This window comes from Halioglobus sp. D3-4, assembly GCF_055809315.1.
On sequence record NZ_CM147907.1, the window covers coordinates 1,750,495 to 1,765,935 of the forward strand.

At 55.4% G+C, this 15,441-nt stretch carries 17 protein-coding genes; 14 read left to right on the top strand and 3 right to left on the bottom strand.

Annotated features, from left to right (window positions below):
- Positions 1 to 18 precede the first annotated feature (18 nt).
- Positions 19 to 1,164, bottom strand: coding sequence for an acyl-CoA dehydrogenase family protein (locus AC0L6S_RS07595; RefSeq protein ID WP_473427825.1), 1,146 nt, complete (start codon positions 1,162 to 1,164; stop codon positions 19 to 21).
- Positions 1,165 to 1,292: 128 nt separating this feature from the next.
- Between AC0L6S_RS07595 and AC0L6S_RS07600 the strand changes: the two genes are divergently transcribed.
- From AC0L6S_RS07600 to AC0L6S_RS07645, 10 genes are all read left to right on the top strand, one after another.
- A complete protein-coding gene (locus AC0L6S_RS07600) occupies positions 1,293 to 1,949 on the top strand; it encodes a nitroreductase family protein (RefSeq protein ID WP_473427826.1) in 657 nt (218 codons plus the stop codon).
- 88 nt (positions 1,950 to 2,037) lie between these two features.
- Complete coding sequence (locus tag AC0L6S_RS07605) at positions 2,038 to 2,493, top strand: hypothetical protein (protein ID WP_473427827.1); 456 nt, start codon at positions 2,038 to 2,040, stop codon at positions 2,491 to 2,493.
- Positions 2,490 to 2,921 carry a MaoC family dehydratase gene (locus tag AC0L6S_RS07610; RefSeq protein ID WP_473427828.1) on the top strand — a complete coding sequence of 144 codons (432 nt, stop codon included), beginning with the start codon at positions 2,490 to 2,492 and terminating at the stop codon, positions 2,919 to 2,921. The genes AC0L6S_RS07605 and AC0L6S_RS07610 overlap by 4 nt, the downstream gene beginning before the upstream one ends.
- A gap of 91 nt (positions 2,922 to 3,012) precedes the next feature.
- Complete coding sequence (locus tag AC0L6S_RS07615; protein WP_473427829.1) at positions 3,013 to 4,158, top strand: D-2-hydroxyacid dehydrogenase; 1,146 nt, start codon at positions 3,013 to 3,015, stop codon at positions 4,156 to 4,158.
- A 146-nt stretch (positions 4,159 to 4,304) separates the two neighbouring features.
- Complete coding sequence (locus AC0L6S_RS07620) at positions 4,305 to 4,724, top strand: MarR family winged helix-turn-helix transcriptional regulator (protein WP_473427830.1); 420 nt, start codon at positions 4,305 to 4,307, stop codon at positions 4,722 to 4,724.
- Positions 4,724 to 5,086: a YbaN family protein gene (locus AC0L6S_RS07625; RefSeq protein WP_473427831.1), complete on the top strand. Its 363-nt coding sequence runs from the start codon at positions 4,724 to 4,726 to the stop codon at positions 5,084 to 5,086. Before AC0L6S_RS07620 ends, AC0L6S_RS07625 begins: the two co-directional genes overlap by 1 nt.
- 116 nt (positions 5,087 to 5,202) lie before the next feature.
- Positions 5,203 to 6,204 (top strand): hypothetical protein, encoded by a 1,002-nt coding sequence (locus AC0L6S_RS07630; protein ID WP_473427832.1) that lies wholly within the window; start codon positions 5,203 to 5,205, stop codon positions 6,202 to 6,204.
- Between the two features lie 71 nt (positions 6,205 to 6,275).
- Positions 6,276 to 6,482 carry a hypothetical protein gene (locus AC0L6S_RS07635; protein ID WP_473427833.1) on the top strand — a complete coding sequence of 69 codons (207 nt, stop codon included), beginning with the start codon at positions 6,276 to 6,278 and terminating at the stop codon, positions 6,480 to 6,482.
- A gap of 120 nt (positions 6,483 to 6,602) precedes the next feature.
- Positions 6,603 to 6,971, top strand: a complete 369-nt coding sequence (locus AC0L6S_RS07640; protein WP_473427834.1) for a DUF805 domain-containing protein — start codon at positions 6,603 to 6,605, stop codon at positions 6,969 to 6,971.
- A 15-nt stretch (positions 6,972 to 6,986) separates the two neighbouring features.
- Entirely contained in the window at positions 6,987 to 7,184 is a 198-nt protein-coding gene (locus AC0L6S_RS07645) for a CPXCG motif-containing cysteine-rich protein (protein ID WP_473427835.1), read from the top strand.
- Positions 7,185 to 7,217: 33 nt separating this feature from the next.
- On the opposite strand, the gene AC0L6S_RS07650 is transcribed toward AC0L6S_RS07645, so the two are convergent.
- Positions 7,218 to 8,636, bottom strand: coding sequence for a carotenoid oxygenase family protein (locus AC0L6S_RS07650; protein WP_473427836.1), 1,419 nt, complete (start codon positions 8,634 to 8,636; stop codon positions 7,218 to 7,220).
- 202 nt (positions 8,637 to 8,838) lie between these two features.
- Between AC0L6S_RS07650 and AC0L6S_RS07655 the strand changes: the two genes are divergently transcribed.
- From AC0L6S_RS07655 to AC0L6S_RS07670, 4 genes are read left to right on the top strand one after another with little or no spacing between them, the layout of a single operon-like run.
- A complete protein-coding gene (locus tag AC0L6S_RS07655; RefSeq protein ID WP_473427837.1) occupies positions 8,839 to 11,286 on the top strand; it encodes a TonB-dependent receptor in 2,448 nt (815 codons plus the stop codon).
- Positions 11,287 to 11,345: 59 nt separating this feature from the next.
- A complete protein-coding gene (locus tag AC0L6S_RS07660) occupies positions 11,346 to 12,155 on the top strand; it encodes a hypothetical protein (protein ID WP_473427838.1) in 810 nt (269 codons plus the stop codon).
- Positions 12,156 to 12,168: 13 nt separating this feature from the next.
- On the top strand, positions 12,169 to 12,420 hold the full coding sequence (locus AC0L6S_RS07665; RefSeq protein ID WP_473427839.1) for a hypothetical protein: 252 nt from the start codon (positions 12,169 to 12,171) through the stop codon (positions 12,418 to 12,420).
- Positions 12,421 to 12,455: 35 nt separating this feature from the next.
- Positions 12,456 to 13,322, top strand: a complete 867-nt coding sequence (locus tag AC0L6S_RS07670) for an SDR family oxidoreductase (protein ID WP_473427840.1) — start codon at positions 12,456 to 12,458, stop codon at positions 13,320 to 13,322.
- A 1,060-nt stretch (positions 13,323 to 14,382) separates the two neighbouring features.
- Here AC0L6S_RS07670 and AC0L6S_RS07675 read toward each other — a convergent pair.
- Positions 14,383 to 15,417, bottom strand: a complete 1,035-nt coding sequence (locus AC0L6S_RS07675; protein WP_473427841.1) for a zinc-binding dehydrogenase — start codon at positions 15,415 to 15,417, stop codon at positions 14,383 to 14,385.
- Between the last annotated feature and the right edge of the window lie 24 nt (positions 15,418 to 15,441).

Genomic DNA, 15,441 nt, shown 5'->3' on the forward strand with positions numbered 1-15,441 from the left:
GAGGACGTCGCGACTGATTCATGCCGCACGAGACGCCGCGAGATCGACATATTTCTGCAGATAGTACGCTTCATCGCCATACAGTTTGGCCAACACCATCAGGCGTTTGTAATGGTGACCGACGCACAATTCATCTGTCATGCCGATACCACCGTGCAGCTGGACAGCCTGTTGCGCGATGAACTTCCCAGCCTCGGACACTTTGACCTTTAGCGCCGCACAGGCCGCTGCCGATTCATCGCTGCCCGCATCCAGGGCGATGGCAGCATTGAGCAGCAACGAGCGGGTTTCTTCCACCTTCAGATACATTTCTGCCATGCGGTGTTGAAGCGCCTGAAACTTACTGATCGCCTGCCCAAACTGCTTCCGTGTTTTCGCGTACTCCACGGTTGCTTCGAGCAGCGACTGCATCGCTCCCAGTGCTTCAGCGCCGATCACCACTATGCTGGTATCGATCACCGCCTCCATCAACGGCAAGCTGCTAGCCTCCGCACCCAGTATCTGGGAGGCGTCAAGCTGGACATTATTGAAGCGAACATGAGCACCGCGACTACCGTCCACCGCGACAAAACTCTCACATTCCACACCGGGAGACTTGGTATCGACTATAAAGAGTGTAACGTCGATCTCTGCACGCCCCTCGCGCTGGCTGCGCGCACTGACAATCAGGAAATCAGCACAGTGTGCGTTCAGCACCGCATATTTGCGCCCGCTGAGCAGGTACTCGCCGCCCGCCTTATGCACCACGGTATCGACCTTGCCAATGTCATAGCCGGCGTGTGTCTCGGCAAAGGCAAACGCCCATTGCGTGTTACCGGCGACAATGTCGGGAATGTATCGGCGCTGCTGCTCTTCACTGGCACCGCGTTGCAGCAACCCGCCGCATGTCACCACCGTAGTCAAAAACGGCTCGCGCACCAGCCCCTTGCCCAGAGCCTCGCCCATGACCATCAAATCGACGGCGCCGCCGGCGATTCCCCCGAGTTCCTCATGAAAGGGCACAGACAACCAGCCAAGTTGCGCAAACTGCTGCCAAGCCTCCTGCTCAAAGCCCAGCTCGCTTTTACACAGAGTCCGGTGTCGCTCCACGTCGCAGTGTTCGCGCACATACTTCTCGACACTGTCCTGCAGTAGTACCTGCTCTTCACTGAGGGAAAAATCCACGGTTCGGCCTGTTTCCAGTTATGGGGCTTTGATCCTAACAAAGGGGTCATTACAAAACAATCAATCCATACGGTTTTATTCTCAGCGGAATTATCCTAGACTCAAAGCCCCAACCAACAGGATGCACAATGCCAAAACTACAACTGAGCGCCGACGAAGTACTGACCACCACCCGAGCCGTACGCAAACGACTGGACTTCAACACACCTGTCGAAATGTCTGTCCTGCGTGAGTGCCTGGAGATCGCACTGCAAGCGCCTTCGGGCTCCAACTCTCAAGGTTGGCATTTTGTGGTAGTAACGGATGCAGATAAAAAAGCTGCGATTGCAGAGCTATACCTCAAGGCCTTTGACGACTATGAAGCGGGGCCCGCCCAGCCCACTAAACAGCACCTGGATGACCCCTCCATGGCGCCCACACAGGCGCGGGTACTGAATTCCGCCCGCTACCTCGCCGACAATCTCGCCAGAGTGCCGGCGATGCTGATTCCCTGTTGCGCCGGACGACCGGATATGGAAGGCCTGCCCCACGGGGTTGTCGCCAGTATCTACGGCTCCATTTTGCCGGCAGTATGGAACTTTATGCTGGCGGCCAGAGAACGCGGCCTCGGCACTTGCTGGACCAGCTTGCACCTCAACTACGAAAAGGAAGTGGCCGCCCTGCTCAATATTCCAGACGATTTTGCACAGGTTGCACTGATACCGATTGCCTATACCCGCGGCACAGATTTTAAACCGGCACCGCGCAAGAGTCTGGACAATGTGCTGCATACCAACAGCTGGTAGCAATCGATAGTCGCCGTACTATCAACACCGGTTACATCCGCACAACGCGGCAGCGGCGAATGGCTGCACAGACGGGACGAGCAGGCCAATGACTAAGCGACCGATTCCCCCTGAGGCTGACATCCTGCAGCTAGTTGGCCACCGTTTTCCCGGCGGCTCATATACGGTGGCACACTGGGAGAACTTTCTGCTGACCGAGTGCACCGGCGCCGAACTACTGCCCGCCGGTCAGGTACACCCGGTAGCCCTGTTTCACCTTCCCATCATGGGCGCGAACACATCAATCGCTGAAATGTTCGATCTTGGGCAGGCAGAATCCGATCTTTCCATAATGATTGAAAGCTACGACTGGGAAATGTTTCTGCCCTTGCAGGAAGACCTGCCGTACAGCGTCACAGGCGCTATCAGTGATGCACTGCGCTGCACCAACCCAGAGGGGAACGTTTTCGACCGAATCGTGTTCTGTTTTGATGTGCACACACCCGACGGTGAGCTCGCCGCCCGCACCACCATCATCTGGCACTACACCAGAGGTGCATTATGAGGCCAGCAGTTGACGACCCTATCCCCGAGTGGGTGATGGAGAGCGTAGCGCCCGAGCGCATGCGCACTATGGCCGCAATACTGCGCGATCCCAATCCCCTCCACTGGGATTGCGATGCGGTGGAAGCCCTGCCTCTCGGCTTGGGTAAACGCACTATCAACCAGGGGCCGCTGGGACTGTCGTACATCATTAATATGCTGCACGCCTGGGCGGGCCCGTGCGCGCTGCGGCGTATCGTAATGCGCTTTCCCCAGGTGGTACTTGACAACGAGCGAGTCGTGGCAAAAGGCAGGGTATCTGCGCTGCGAGAGGAGCACGGCATAATGCTGGCCGATTGCCGGGTGTGGTTGGAGCACGCCCAACGCGGTGTGTTACTGGAGGGATCAGCTACCGTTGCCCTGCCGCCGGAAGATGTGTCAACACGCTGAAATATTCGCCCGTTCACTTAGCACCGGCCATCAACTTCCTATAAGGTAAGGGTATCTCACACCCGCTACCACCTTACAGGAGAGTTACACCATGCTGCGCAGGAATATCTGCCCTTTGTTACTAACACTTTGGCTTGCTGGACTGAATGCCCCGGCTTTTAGCAGCTCACCCACCCCGCAGGCTCAGGAACTGATTGAAACGCTGGGATTAACTGAGTCATATACTCCCATCAACAAGCACCCCGGCTGGAAGCCCGGCAAGGTCGTGGTAATGCTGCCATCTAAAGCAGGATTTGGCGGCGCTGAATACGAAGAGCAACTGAGGAACGCTGCAGGCGAGGTGGAACTGGTTATCGACCGTTCCGGCAGCTTCATTCCCTCAGCGGAGATGCTTGCGGGCGCCGACGCGGTGATCGGAATCTGCACCTCTCCATTGCTGCAAAATGCCGATGAAAAACTGATCTGGCTGCACAATTACTATGTGGGCATGGATCACTGCAAAGGCGCAACGGACATGCAGCTGGAGGAAATCGTATTCACCAACAACAAGCGCTTGTCCGGGCCCGCCATCGCTGAACACGCAATCGCGATGCTGTTGGCGCTGACACATAACCTGCCGGCTTACAGTGCAGCGCAGAGCGTGGCGAAATGGGATCGCGCGCCTGCTGAGAATGTCACCTTTGGCGAACTCACAGGTAAAACTCTGCTGGTCGTCGGGCTCGGAGGCATAGGCACGGAGATCGCCTGGCGTGCCCATGGGCTGGGAATGCGTGTGATCGCCACGCGTAACTCCTCACGCGAAGGCCCGGAGTATGTCGCCAAAGTGGGCCTTCCGGATGAGCTGTATACGCTGGCAGGTGAGGCCGATGTCATTGTGAATGCCCTCCCCCTGACACCACAGACAACCGGCATCTTCAACAAGGCCTTCTTCGAAGCGGCAAAACCCGGCGCCATTTTCCTCTCTGTCGGTCGTGGCAAGAGCACAGTCACTAGTGACTTGATCGCAGCACTGGAGTCGGAAAAACTGTTTGGTGCCGGCCTCGATGTCACAGATCCCGAACCACTGCCAACAGACAGCCCGCTGTGGCACCTACCCAACGTGATTATCACGCCACATGTGTCATCAGCCGGCGCCGATAGCCCCCAGCGCACCATGATAATCGCGGTGGAGAATTTGCGACGCTACGTCAACGGCGAGCCATTGCTTAATGTTGTCGATATGAACAAAGGGTATTAGCGACCAACGTGATCGAGTAGCGCTCAGGTCCGGCCGGAACCCCGACTGAGCGCTTTGTTGCGCGCATACATTTTTGCGAGATGCTTGACCGCTCAACAATATTTCAATATGCTTGCGTACTCAAATATGTATCAAGAGTATTAGTCATGGCGAAAGTCAGTAGAAGCAACCTGGTGATTGACATCATCAACCTACAAAGCAAGGTCCAAAGGCGAATGAGCAGCGCGCTCACCCCGCACGGCATAGGACTGACCGAATACCTGGTGTTACATCAATTGTCGCTGGCGGCCAATCAATCCATGAGACGCATAGATCTGGCGGAACGTATTGGCCTGAGCCCCTCCGGTATTACCCGTCTATTAAATCCAATGCAAAAGATAGGCCTAGTCGGGAAGGAGACCAATCCGCGAGATGCGAGAGTGAGCCTGGTAGCAATGTCGAGCGCTGGCAAACGCATCTATCAAGAGGCAACTATCTCATTCGCGCATGCTTCAGACGCTTTGTTTGAAGCATTCGACTCGAAACAGGTCGATGTACTGGAAGACCTATTGACCGCGGCGGATTGATGACACGCTTGGTCGCACTGATACTCGCCTACCTCTGTCTGCTGCTCGCCATTGTGGGTGTGGTATTACCTGGCCTGCCTACCGTTCCGTTCCTGCTACTGGCTGCTTGGTTCTCGGCCAGAGGGTCCGAGCGTCTACACCGGTGGCTCTATGCGCATCCACATTTTGGCAAGCTTCTGATCGACTGGGAGAACCAACGGGCTATTTCACGCTCCAGTAAGGCCATTGCTGTGGTAACCCTGATTGTAAGTTGGGTAGTGATGTATCACCGCATCAGCAATGTATGGGTGCTTGCGGGTACTGCGGTATTTTTCATCGCCATGGCCTCGTTTCTGGTAAGCAGGCGAGAGCCGAGTCGGTAACGCGAAGCGGCCTTTTAGACACCCGGAAAAACACTTCTTCACAGCAGGCTGAAAGACAGGAGTAGTCCTGTTATGATTCTTTCAATCACGCGTTAATCCGGTCAAAGGAATAGCAAATGAAACTGATTCTGGCAGTTTGTATCACAGTGGTTGCCAGCCTCGTCAGCACATCCTGTTCTTCAGACAGGGGGATGGATGGTCGCACAGGTCTATCAGCATCGGCAGAAAAACAAGCTGCGAGTAAAGCGGCCGGCTTGATAAACGGATACCAGTTAGCCGCGCCGGATACCGTCCACATTTTGCCTGACATTCTCGAAGAGGCATCCGGTTTGACTGATGTGTCAGCCACTGAAGTCGCAATGGTACAAGACGAGATTGGCGTCATATTTCTGTACAACATCCGTAACGGACAGATTACCAGGGAAGTGCCATTTGCATCGCGCGGCGATTACGAGGGTATGACCCGGGTCGGGAATGCCATGTATGTGCTGGAAAGCGCAGGCCATTTGTTCGAAGTACAGGATTGGCTGGGAGATGCCAACGTCATCAAACGCCGGCTGCCTCTACCCACCGCTGACAACGAAGGCCTGTGTTTTGACCCTATTGAGAACCTGATCCTGGTGTCGCCCAAAAGCCGATGGAAGAAGGGTAAAGCGTCGAAATCTTTACGGCCAGTCTTTGCCGTGGATATTGAGTCGGGGGACATGCTGACAGAGCCGGTGTTCACGCTGGATACCAACGATATCGTGAAGTTTGCGCTGGAGCACAACCTCGACATTCCGAGTAAGGCCTATAAGAAGTCGGAAGAGAAAATACACCTCAAGTTCAAACCGGCATCGCTGGCCATTCACCCCATTACCGATGAGATATTTGTAATTTCCGCTGTCAATCGTGTACTGGCGTCTTTTAATCGCGCAGGACAAGTGACAGGCGTATATTTTCTCGACGAGAAGAGTTTCCCAAAACCCGAAGGTATCACCTTTCTGCCTGACGCCTCGCTGGTGATCTCAAGCGAAGCCGCGCAGCATAAACCCATGATTGCCGTATATAAGTGGCAAAGTAGTGACGAAGCGAGGATGCTACTGGCCTCCACCGAAAGGCCCTCAGCAACGAAATAAAAAGTTAAACGCATTGAGCTGACGTCCTCGAGATGAAGAATGACCGGGTGCAATGATAAGAGCTTTTAACTATGGAAAGTGAATACCATATTATCTGGGCGATGCTGTTTGGCGCGATAGGGTTTGGCTATTTCTGGTACGGCAGAAAGCAGAGAGCTGCAGTACCGTTCATCGCGGGTATCACGATGTTTGTTTTTCCCTATTTTGTAAGCAATGTGTATGCTCTGGTGTTCATAGGGCTTGTACTAATGGCACTCCCCTACTTTATCAATATTTAGCAGTACGAGGATGATCTGCTGTTTGCCGGCACATCGCACGACATGCAGCTCAATGTGCAGGACGGTGCCCCGCTACCGCCTGTTATAATGTCCACCAGGGTGAAAACAAGGAAAATAACTATGAATTGGTATCTGGAAGTACTACGAAAGTACGCGCAGTTCAGCGGTAGAGCGCGTCGCAAGGAATATTGGTTTTTTGTTCTGTTCAACTTGCTGATAAGCCTCGCTCTGGCTATCGTTGATAATTTTACCGGAACGTTTAATCCGGAAACGGGCTACGGACTGTTAAGTGGCATCTACTCGCTGGCAGTACTCATTCCATCACTGGCGGTCACTTTCAGGCGCCTTCACGATACCGGCCGCAGTGCCTGGTGGATTCTGATCGTGCTTATTCCCATCATCGGTGCAATCGTAATGCTGGTATTCATGCTGCTGGACAGCCAGGAAGGCGAAAATGAATACGGCCCGTCACCAAAACTCGAAGCCTGAGTATGTGCTGCCCGCATGACGGTAAACGAACTGGTTGCGCGTGAAATCGGCTGCCCCTACTGCGGGGAGTTGATAGATGTGGTGTTGGACTGCTCTATCGAGCAGCAGCACTATATCGAGGACTGTCAGGTATGTTGTCGCCCTATCGAATTCCACGTATCGGTGGATTTCGAGGGCGACGCATCTGTCACGGTTTCAGCTGATAACGAGTGAATTGCCCCACAGGTACAGCGCTGCAATTGGCGCCTAGCTGCCAGGTCGCCAGCCGCCGTGAAACCCTGCGGGCACTCGATGGGATAGGTGCACTTTCGCCACCGGCCCATCGGACAATTTTAGCGCATTGAATATATAGAGGCTGCTGGTTCTTGTTTCAAAACTGGTGACCACCGTCAGGAGGTAGCCCTCGCCCTCCCCAGCATCCTTTGATGCCGGCACAAAGATCGCCTCAGACGGCATAGCCTGTCCGCAGGAATAGCGATCAACCTCTCCCGTCTCGTGGTCAACGTGGCCCACCACATTGTAGTATTTGTCCAGTTCATTGGAGCTGCTGTGCAGCTCGCCATCGGGCGAGGTATACCAGCCGTGACGGTACGCCTTACCGGCATAGCGCGGATCGCACTGCGGGAACTCTGATTCAAATTCATCTATGCGTTTAAAGGTTGCGCGTGGCTCTGCGGCATTCATATCGATAGTCCAGCGCGTCAGGTGAGGCGCTGAGCGCGGCGTAGAGTCCCCGTTAGCCATCGGGAATAATGGCGCAGCCTCCAACTGACAGGCATCTACTGTAATCACACCATCCTTGTCATAGCCATTCATGAAGTGGAAGGCAAAGCCCAGGTCCATCTCTATCCAGCGAATGTTCTCAGCGTTTCCGCCATGGCGCGGCATAACACCCAGAAATACGCCCTTCTCCGGTTCCCACGCAAACGGAGGGCCACCTTCCATCGCACGCTCCAGACTGCCGGTAATCGGCATGACAGGGATAACGATGTAATTCTCCGTGACGACAAAATCGTGGACCATGGCGGAATAAGGCGTGGGGATCAGCGTGCTTTCCGTCAAAATGCCTTCCGGGTTGACCTTGTGCACCATCACGTCCGCCGCAAACGGTCCGGTGGCCATATAGGCGAAGAACACCATTTCTCCGGTAACCGGATCCACCTTCGGGTGAGCTGTCATCGCGGTGTTCAACTTACCGCGAAAATTCCAACTGCCAATCGATTCGAGTGTGACGGGATCCAACTCATAGGGGGGGTGGCCCTCTTCCATCACCAACAAGCGCCCACCGTGCCAAACGACGGCCGTGTTGGCCGTGCCGTCTTTATCGGTAAATACAAAGTCGGTGTACTGTGGGTCACATTCGAACGGATTCAGCGGATTGATCAGCGTGCGACCTTCCCTGTCCTCCAGCTTCCACTTGTTGGTGCGTACCCAGCGGTTGTTGTAGTCGACCTGGCCGTCCTTGATATGAAAGGCATGCACCATGCCGTCACCCATAAACAGGTGGTAGTCACCGCGCGGTTTGAAACGCTGGTTGGGGCCGGCGCGGTAGAGGCTGCCACACAAATCAGCTGGGATCTCACCCTCCACGATCAGATCGCGGGCTTCGCATTCCATCTGGATTGACCCAAATGGGAAGTTCAGGAAGGGGTTGGTTTCAGACATCGGAGCGGCCATGACATTCCTCGATTTTTTTATCGGATACGGGGTCCAACACTAGCGCCTAAATTAAAATCAGTCAATTCTGTTTGTTTTTAAAATTGCGATTTGCTACTGTGATCGCTACAAAAATTAGCCGACCTCCCGTAAGGCGGCTCACCACTCCGGTCACGCCGGGTATAAACATAAGATTTCATAGGTAAAACGCATGTCTAATCGTCGTTTGATTTCGGGTATTGCACTATTTCCCCCCCTATTGGCACCCCTGGTGTCTGCGGTGGCTTATGCGCAGGACACACAAACCCCGGCAACCGGCCCCGACCCTCTGGCATTGGAGGAAGTGGTCGTCACCGCAAACCGACGGGTGGAGAGCATTCAGGAGGTGCCTATGTCGGTCACCGCCTTTACCAGTGACTTCTTCAAGAACTCAGGTGTGACCAACCTGGCGGAGTTAGACCAGTACACCCCCAGTCTGAAGATCACGCAAGGTACTGATGCCAGCAGCCAATCGATCAGGATACGCGGCATCGGTTCAGTCGGCACCAATGCGGGGATCGACCCCAGTGTGGGGATGTTTATCGACGGCGTCTACCAGGGGCGTGCCGGGATGAGCATCGGCGATCTTATGGATATCGAGCGCGTAGAGATTCTACGCGGGCCACAGGGCACACTGTACGGTAAGAATACCGCCGCCGGTGCCATCAGCATCATCACCAAGCCCCCCTCCACCGAGGGCTTCGAATCCGAAGTCGAACTCAAGTACAACTCGGACGAGCGCGGTGAGATTCACGCGATGGTGAATGTGCCTTTTGGCGAAAGCGGCCACGCCATGCGCCTGACGGGGTACGGTATCGACGGGGACCACCTCTACGAAAACAAATACAATGGCGATGGTTTGAATGACGCCAACAAATGGGGTGTTAAATCACGCATTCTGTTTGACGCCAGGGGTGAAGGCGATGATGATGGCTTTGGTGAATTCCTGCTGACAATGGACTACAACAAGGAGGATACCGACTGCTGTGCCCTGGCCGTCATTGATTATGCCGGCTTTTCCACGCTGGGTGTCCCCGCCACCGATACACCATCGGCGGATTACCAGCAACAGTTGGGGAAAGACTCGCAGGGCCGGCAGATATTCCAGTACACCTCATTCGAAGACACCGTGGGTATCGCACCTCCAGCGAATTCTGACCCATTCGATAATGATTATTGGATCGATGCGCCTATCCACAACAAGGTAGAGGTTGGCGGCATCGCGCTGGAGTGGAACAAGGACATTGCCAACGAAAACACCCTGACATTCATCAACGCCTGGCGGCATTTTGATTCAGACAGCGCCTATGACGGTGATTTTACCGGCTACAACGCGGTTGATGGCTCACAGAAATACACCTATAACCAGTATTCTTCCGAACTGCGTATCACGTCTCCCGGAGGCGAGACTTTTGACTACCAGGCAGGGCTTTATGCCTTTTACTCGGACATGGACTCTACCGGTAAATTCGCGCAATCAGCGCTTTTGACGAGTATCACCCCGTCCTTGGGATTACTGTTTCCCAACGGCACACTCAACACCGATGACAACAACTACAAAACAACCAGCTATGCCGCCTTCGGACAGTTGGTCTGGAATATCTCAGAGCAGTTCAGCGCGACTTTCGGCTTGCGTTATACCTACGAGCAAAAAGACTTCAAGAGTTCGCAGCTTTCCGATCCGAGTTCTCCGATTTCCATCCCCCCTATTGTCGGGCCGGATATCTATCTGGATGAAACCCGCAACGATGACGATTTCTCTCCGACGCTCATAGGTCGCTACTTCTTTACCCCGGACATCATGACCTATGCCAGCATCAGCCGTGGCTTTAAATCAGGCGGTTTCAACCAGAGAAGGGAACTGGAGGGTAGAAACGGCGAGTTCGATCCCGAGACGGCTACCAACTACGAAATCGGCTGGAAAACCTCCACTGACGACAGACGGTTACAGTTTAACGGCACGTTCTACTTTGTGGATTACGACGATTTCCAGGCGCAATCCTTTGACGGTTCAACATTTACCGTCACCAATGCAGGCGCGATGCAGAGTTATGGTACAGAACTGGATCTTATCTTTGTGCCGCTGGCGGATGTCATCGTCGGTTCGGCCATCGGCTACAACAAGGCCGAGTACAAAGATTTCAAGAATGGGCAGTGTACGGTCAACCAGACGGTAACGGAATACTACGAAAGCCCCAATGGGCCGGTTTTCCTGGGCAATGAGAGCCTGCCTCCAGGTGTTGTAACGGCCTGCGTACAGGATCTCGAAGGCGAGTCTATCGACAACGCACCGGAGTGGACTGTCAGTTCCTACATTCAGTATGAGCGCGATCTGACCTCCGATCTCGTGGGCTCCGTGCGCCTGGAGCACTCATTTACAGATAGCTATTATCTCGATCAGGATCTCGACCCCACGCTGGAAAACCCCTCGGTGGATCTGGTCAATCTGCGCTTTACGCTGACCAACATGGAGAACTCCTGGGAAGTCGCGGTATGGGGCCGCAACATTCTGGACGAGGAGTACTACAATTTTGGCATTGACGCACCGGTGGTCGGCGGCTTCGTTGGCGCTGTTGCACCCGGTTCGATCTACGGTATTACCGTACGCTTTATCAACTAGAGACGATCACATCCGGAGATGGTGCTGCGGATGTCAGGGTAGGATCAGGAGGCTGTAGCATGGCAGACGAATCGATTATCACTACCGATCAGGGTACCGGTCGCATCGCAGCGCCCAAAAAATCCGGCTTTTACTACAATTGGGGGCCGCAGGCCTGGATCGACATGTGGATGTCCAACTCCATGCTGGTCAAGAAAGCGATGCCCATCATCAACCATACCTTTGTACCCATCCTGCGCTTGTCCGGTGACAAGGAACAGGTTGATCGCGATTACGATGAGATTAAATCACGCCGCGAGATCATCGCACTGTTTGATTCACCACGGGAAAAATGGCGCAAGCGCTACGGCAATTTTGTGCGTGAGGCTGAGTGGGCGTTACTGGAACTGCGCAAGTACTACAGTCAGAAACAGTATGAGGACATTGTGATCGGCACATCAGTTGCGCTGTCCCACGAGAACTCGCCCGAGTTTCTCAAAATGATGAACAGCATGTCCGACAAGAACAAAAACAAGAAAGCCAAACCCACAAAGGACGGGGGCCCCTCGAAACCCGGACGCTGGAGTACCTTCCTGTTTGAAACCTTCAATCCGGCGCACTGGCTCACGGGCCCCGCCAGCATCACCGAGTTTGATCCCGCCAACGGGCTTACCGTGATGAAAATTCCAGATTGTGCCTGGCATACCTGCGGGCCACAAGACAGGTTGCCCAACCCTAATGCGCTGCCCGAGGAAGGCTGTCTCAATATTTGCAAGGGGCCGTTTGAGGCGCTGTTCAAAGGCGAGAATGGCGGCCTCAAAATGGAGTTCGACCCGCATCTGCCAGAGACCTCCTGCACTGTCAGAATGAGTTGGCAACCGAACCGGTAACGCAGCCGCGCCGATGATAAAACTGGCTGACATCCTCTCCCCGCAACGACGGCTACTGCAGCAGGAACAGGAGATCGCTCAGCTGCGCGGTGAGCTTGCGAAACTGCAGGCACAGAATGACAGCATGCGCGCGGGCATGCGGCGCTGTGTGACCTGCGAGTACCGTATTGATTTCAAGGCTCGGCAGGACGCCTCAACCACCGGGGAGCACAGCGCGATCAAACACAAAACAACAACCGTAACAGGCACCGACACATCACACTGAACACTAACCCAACGCATTATCGAGAGAGGTCAACCATGTCCGTTATCCTAGTTACCGGCAGCAGCACTGGCATCGGCCAGGAAACCGCCCTGCACATGGCTCGCAGGGGCCACGACGTATACGCAGCAGTGCGCAGCCCGGATACCGCCGTTGAACTGAAAGAGAAGATCGCCGCGGAAAATTTACCCGTCACCGTGATACGGCTGGATCTGGTCGACCCCGCATCCATCAAAGCCGCCATCGCAGACATTATGGAACGCAGCGGCCGTATCGATGCGCTGGTCAACAATGCCGGTATCGGCGGCGGGCGAGCCGTTGAGGAGACCTCTCTCGAGGAGGCCCGTGAAATATTTGAGACCAACTATTTCGGCAATGTCAGCGTACTGCGCGAAGTCACTCCCATCATGCGCAAGCAGAACTCTGGCAGAATCGTTACTGTAGGCTCACTGGCCGGGCGCGTGGTGATGGGCTGCCATGCACACTACTCCGCCTCCAAATGGGCGATGGAGGGCCTCAGCGAGGCGCTGGCGCAGGAAATGGCCGAGTTCAATGTGAAGGTCGCCATCATCGAACCTGGCTGCGTGCTCACGCCTATCTGGGAGAAGGGCTCACTGCCGACGGAACCCTCCCCCTATATCAACTCACTGCAACGCCTCGGACGATTCTTTGAGTTCGGACTGGGCCGACCGGCAATGCCCAGTGACGTTGCCAGCGCCATCGAGCACGCAATCGAATCCGACAAACCCCATTTCCGCTATCCGGTCGGGCCGGATGCCGAGGAAACCATCGCCGCTCGCGCCAAGGTCTCCGATGACGAGTGGCTCGAGGCCAATTGCCTGCAGGGTGAGGCTTTTTACGATCGCTGGAAGGAATTGGTCGGTGTGGATTACTACCGCGAATAGCTCACGGCAAGTGTGATGCTGGTTCTATGGTGGAGCGCGGTGGTGCGACGGCAAGCTGTCCCTGTCCCTGGCTCTTGAGTGGATGGCAGTGGTGCGACGGCAAGCTGGCCCGCACTCGTCCAGCTTGCTCAACTGAAACGGCCATTCGCCACTGAACGAGTCCGGGCCAGCTCGCCTCCCATCGTGCAGTTGCCGGTAGCAATTTTGGCTTTGGCGCTCTCCGATTCGAGTCTTTGTGGGAGACAGGTCCGGGCGCGAATATCTTAGCCTTCTGAGCGACCGGGCCTGTCTCGCGCAAAGACGGTTCGCAGCGACCCGATCTGCGAGTTGTGCAACATAGCGACAAGTCGGGAGTCTGTCCCTATCCCCCTGCCCCTAGATCTTTAATGGATCGCGGTGGTGCGACGGCAAGCTGCCCCGCACTCGTCCAGCTTGCTCAACTGAAACGGCCATTCGCCACTGAACGAGTACGGGCCAGCTCGCCTCCCATCGTGCCGTTGTCATTGCCATTTCCATTGCCGATAGCCGTTTTGGCGTGGCGCTCTCCGATTCGAGTCTTTGCGGGAGACAGGTCCGGGCGCGAATATCTTAGCCCTCTGAGCGACCGGGCCTGTCTCCCGCAAAAACGGATCGCAGCGACCCGATCTGCGAGTTGTTCAACATAGCGACAAGTCGGGAGTCTGTCCCTATCCCCCTGCCCCTAGATCTTTAATGGATCGCGGTGGTGCGACGGCAAGCTGCCCCGCACTCGTCCAGCTTGCTCAACTGAAACGGCCATTCGCCACTGAACGAGTCCGGACCAGCTCGCCTTGCATCGTGCCGTTGTCATTGCCATTGCCGATAGCCGTTTGGGCGTGGCGCTCTCCGATTCGAGTCTTTGTGGGAGACAGGTCCGGGCGCGAATATCTTAGCCTTCTGAGCGACCGGGCCTGTCTCCCGCAAAGACGGTTCGCAGCGACCCGACCTGCTAGTTGTGCAACATAGCGACAAGTCGGGAGTCTGTCCGTATCCCTGGTTCTTTGGCAGATCGCGGTAGTTCGACGGCTGGCTTACTGCGACGCTAATCCATACGCGTCAGCACCTTGCACTGATGGCTGGGGGTGCGCAGTGCTTCGAACGCATCCGGCATCTCGTCGAGGCTGACAATGTCTGTCACCATCGGCGAGACATCGATGCGCCCCTCCCCCAGCATCGCCACACAGGTATCAAAATCATCGCGCGTATAGGCGATCGCAAACTGGATCTGTAACTCTTTCACCAGCCCAAAGAATGGCATGATGTTGTCCGGTTGCTCGCACACGCCGACCGGCACAATCCTGCCACCGTAGGGTGCCATTTCAATACACTGCTGCAGCAGGCCCGGTGCACCGACACATTCAAAGATGACATCTGGCGCACCACCGGCTACATCTGAAAATTGTTGCAACAACCCCTCTGCCCCCTTGGACAAATCGGGGTGAATCACTGCGGTTGCGCCCATTTTCTTCGCCAGATCTGCACGCGTCGTGGCAACCTCGCTGACCACCACTTCCCTGGCGCCGAAAAACCGACACCACAACGCCACCGTCAGGCCAATAGGTCCAGCGCCGATCACGAGAATGCGGCTGCCCGCCTTGACCTTGCCAACCCGCACCGCGTGTATCCCCACTGCCAGTGGTTCCACCAGCGCGGCACTTTGCATATCGAGTGTGTCGGGCAAGCGGATGGTTTCGCGGCAGCCGGTGGTGACGTATTCGGCAAAGCCGCCCTGGTCATCCACCCCGGACACTTTTTTATCGGTGCACTCGAAGAACCTCCCGGCGGCGCACGGCAGGCAACGTCCACAGGCGATAAACGGCATTGCACAGACGCGGTCACCGACCTGCCAGTCCCCCTCTGCATCCCTGCCCACCTCGGCTATCTCGCCGACATACTCGTGCCCGAGAATCTGGCCGCAACAGGCTGTGGTCAAACCCTCGCGGGTGGCGTGTAAATCCGTCCCGCAAATGCCGCAGAAACTGACCTTCATCACCAGTTCTGTAGACTCCGGCGTCGGGTCTGCCACGGTCTCTACCGCCAGTGGTTGACCCACCTCTTTAAATACGGCCGCTTTCATGGTGGTTCCTCGTTTATGCCTATG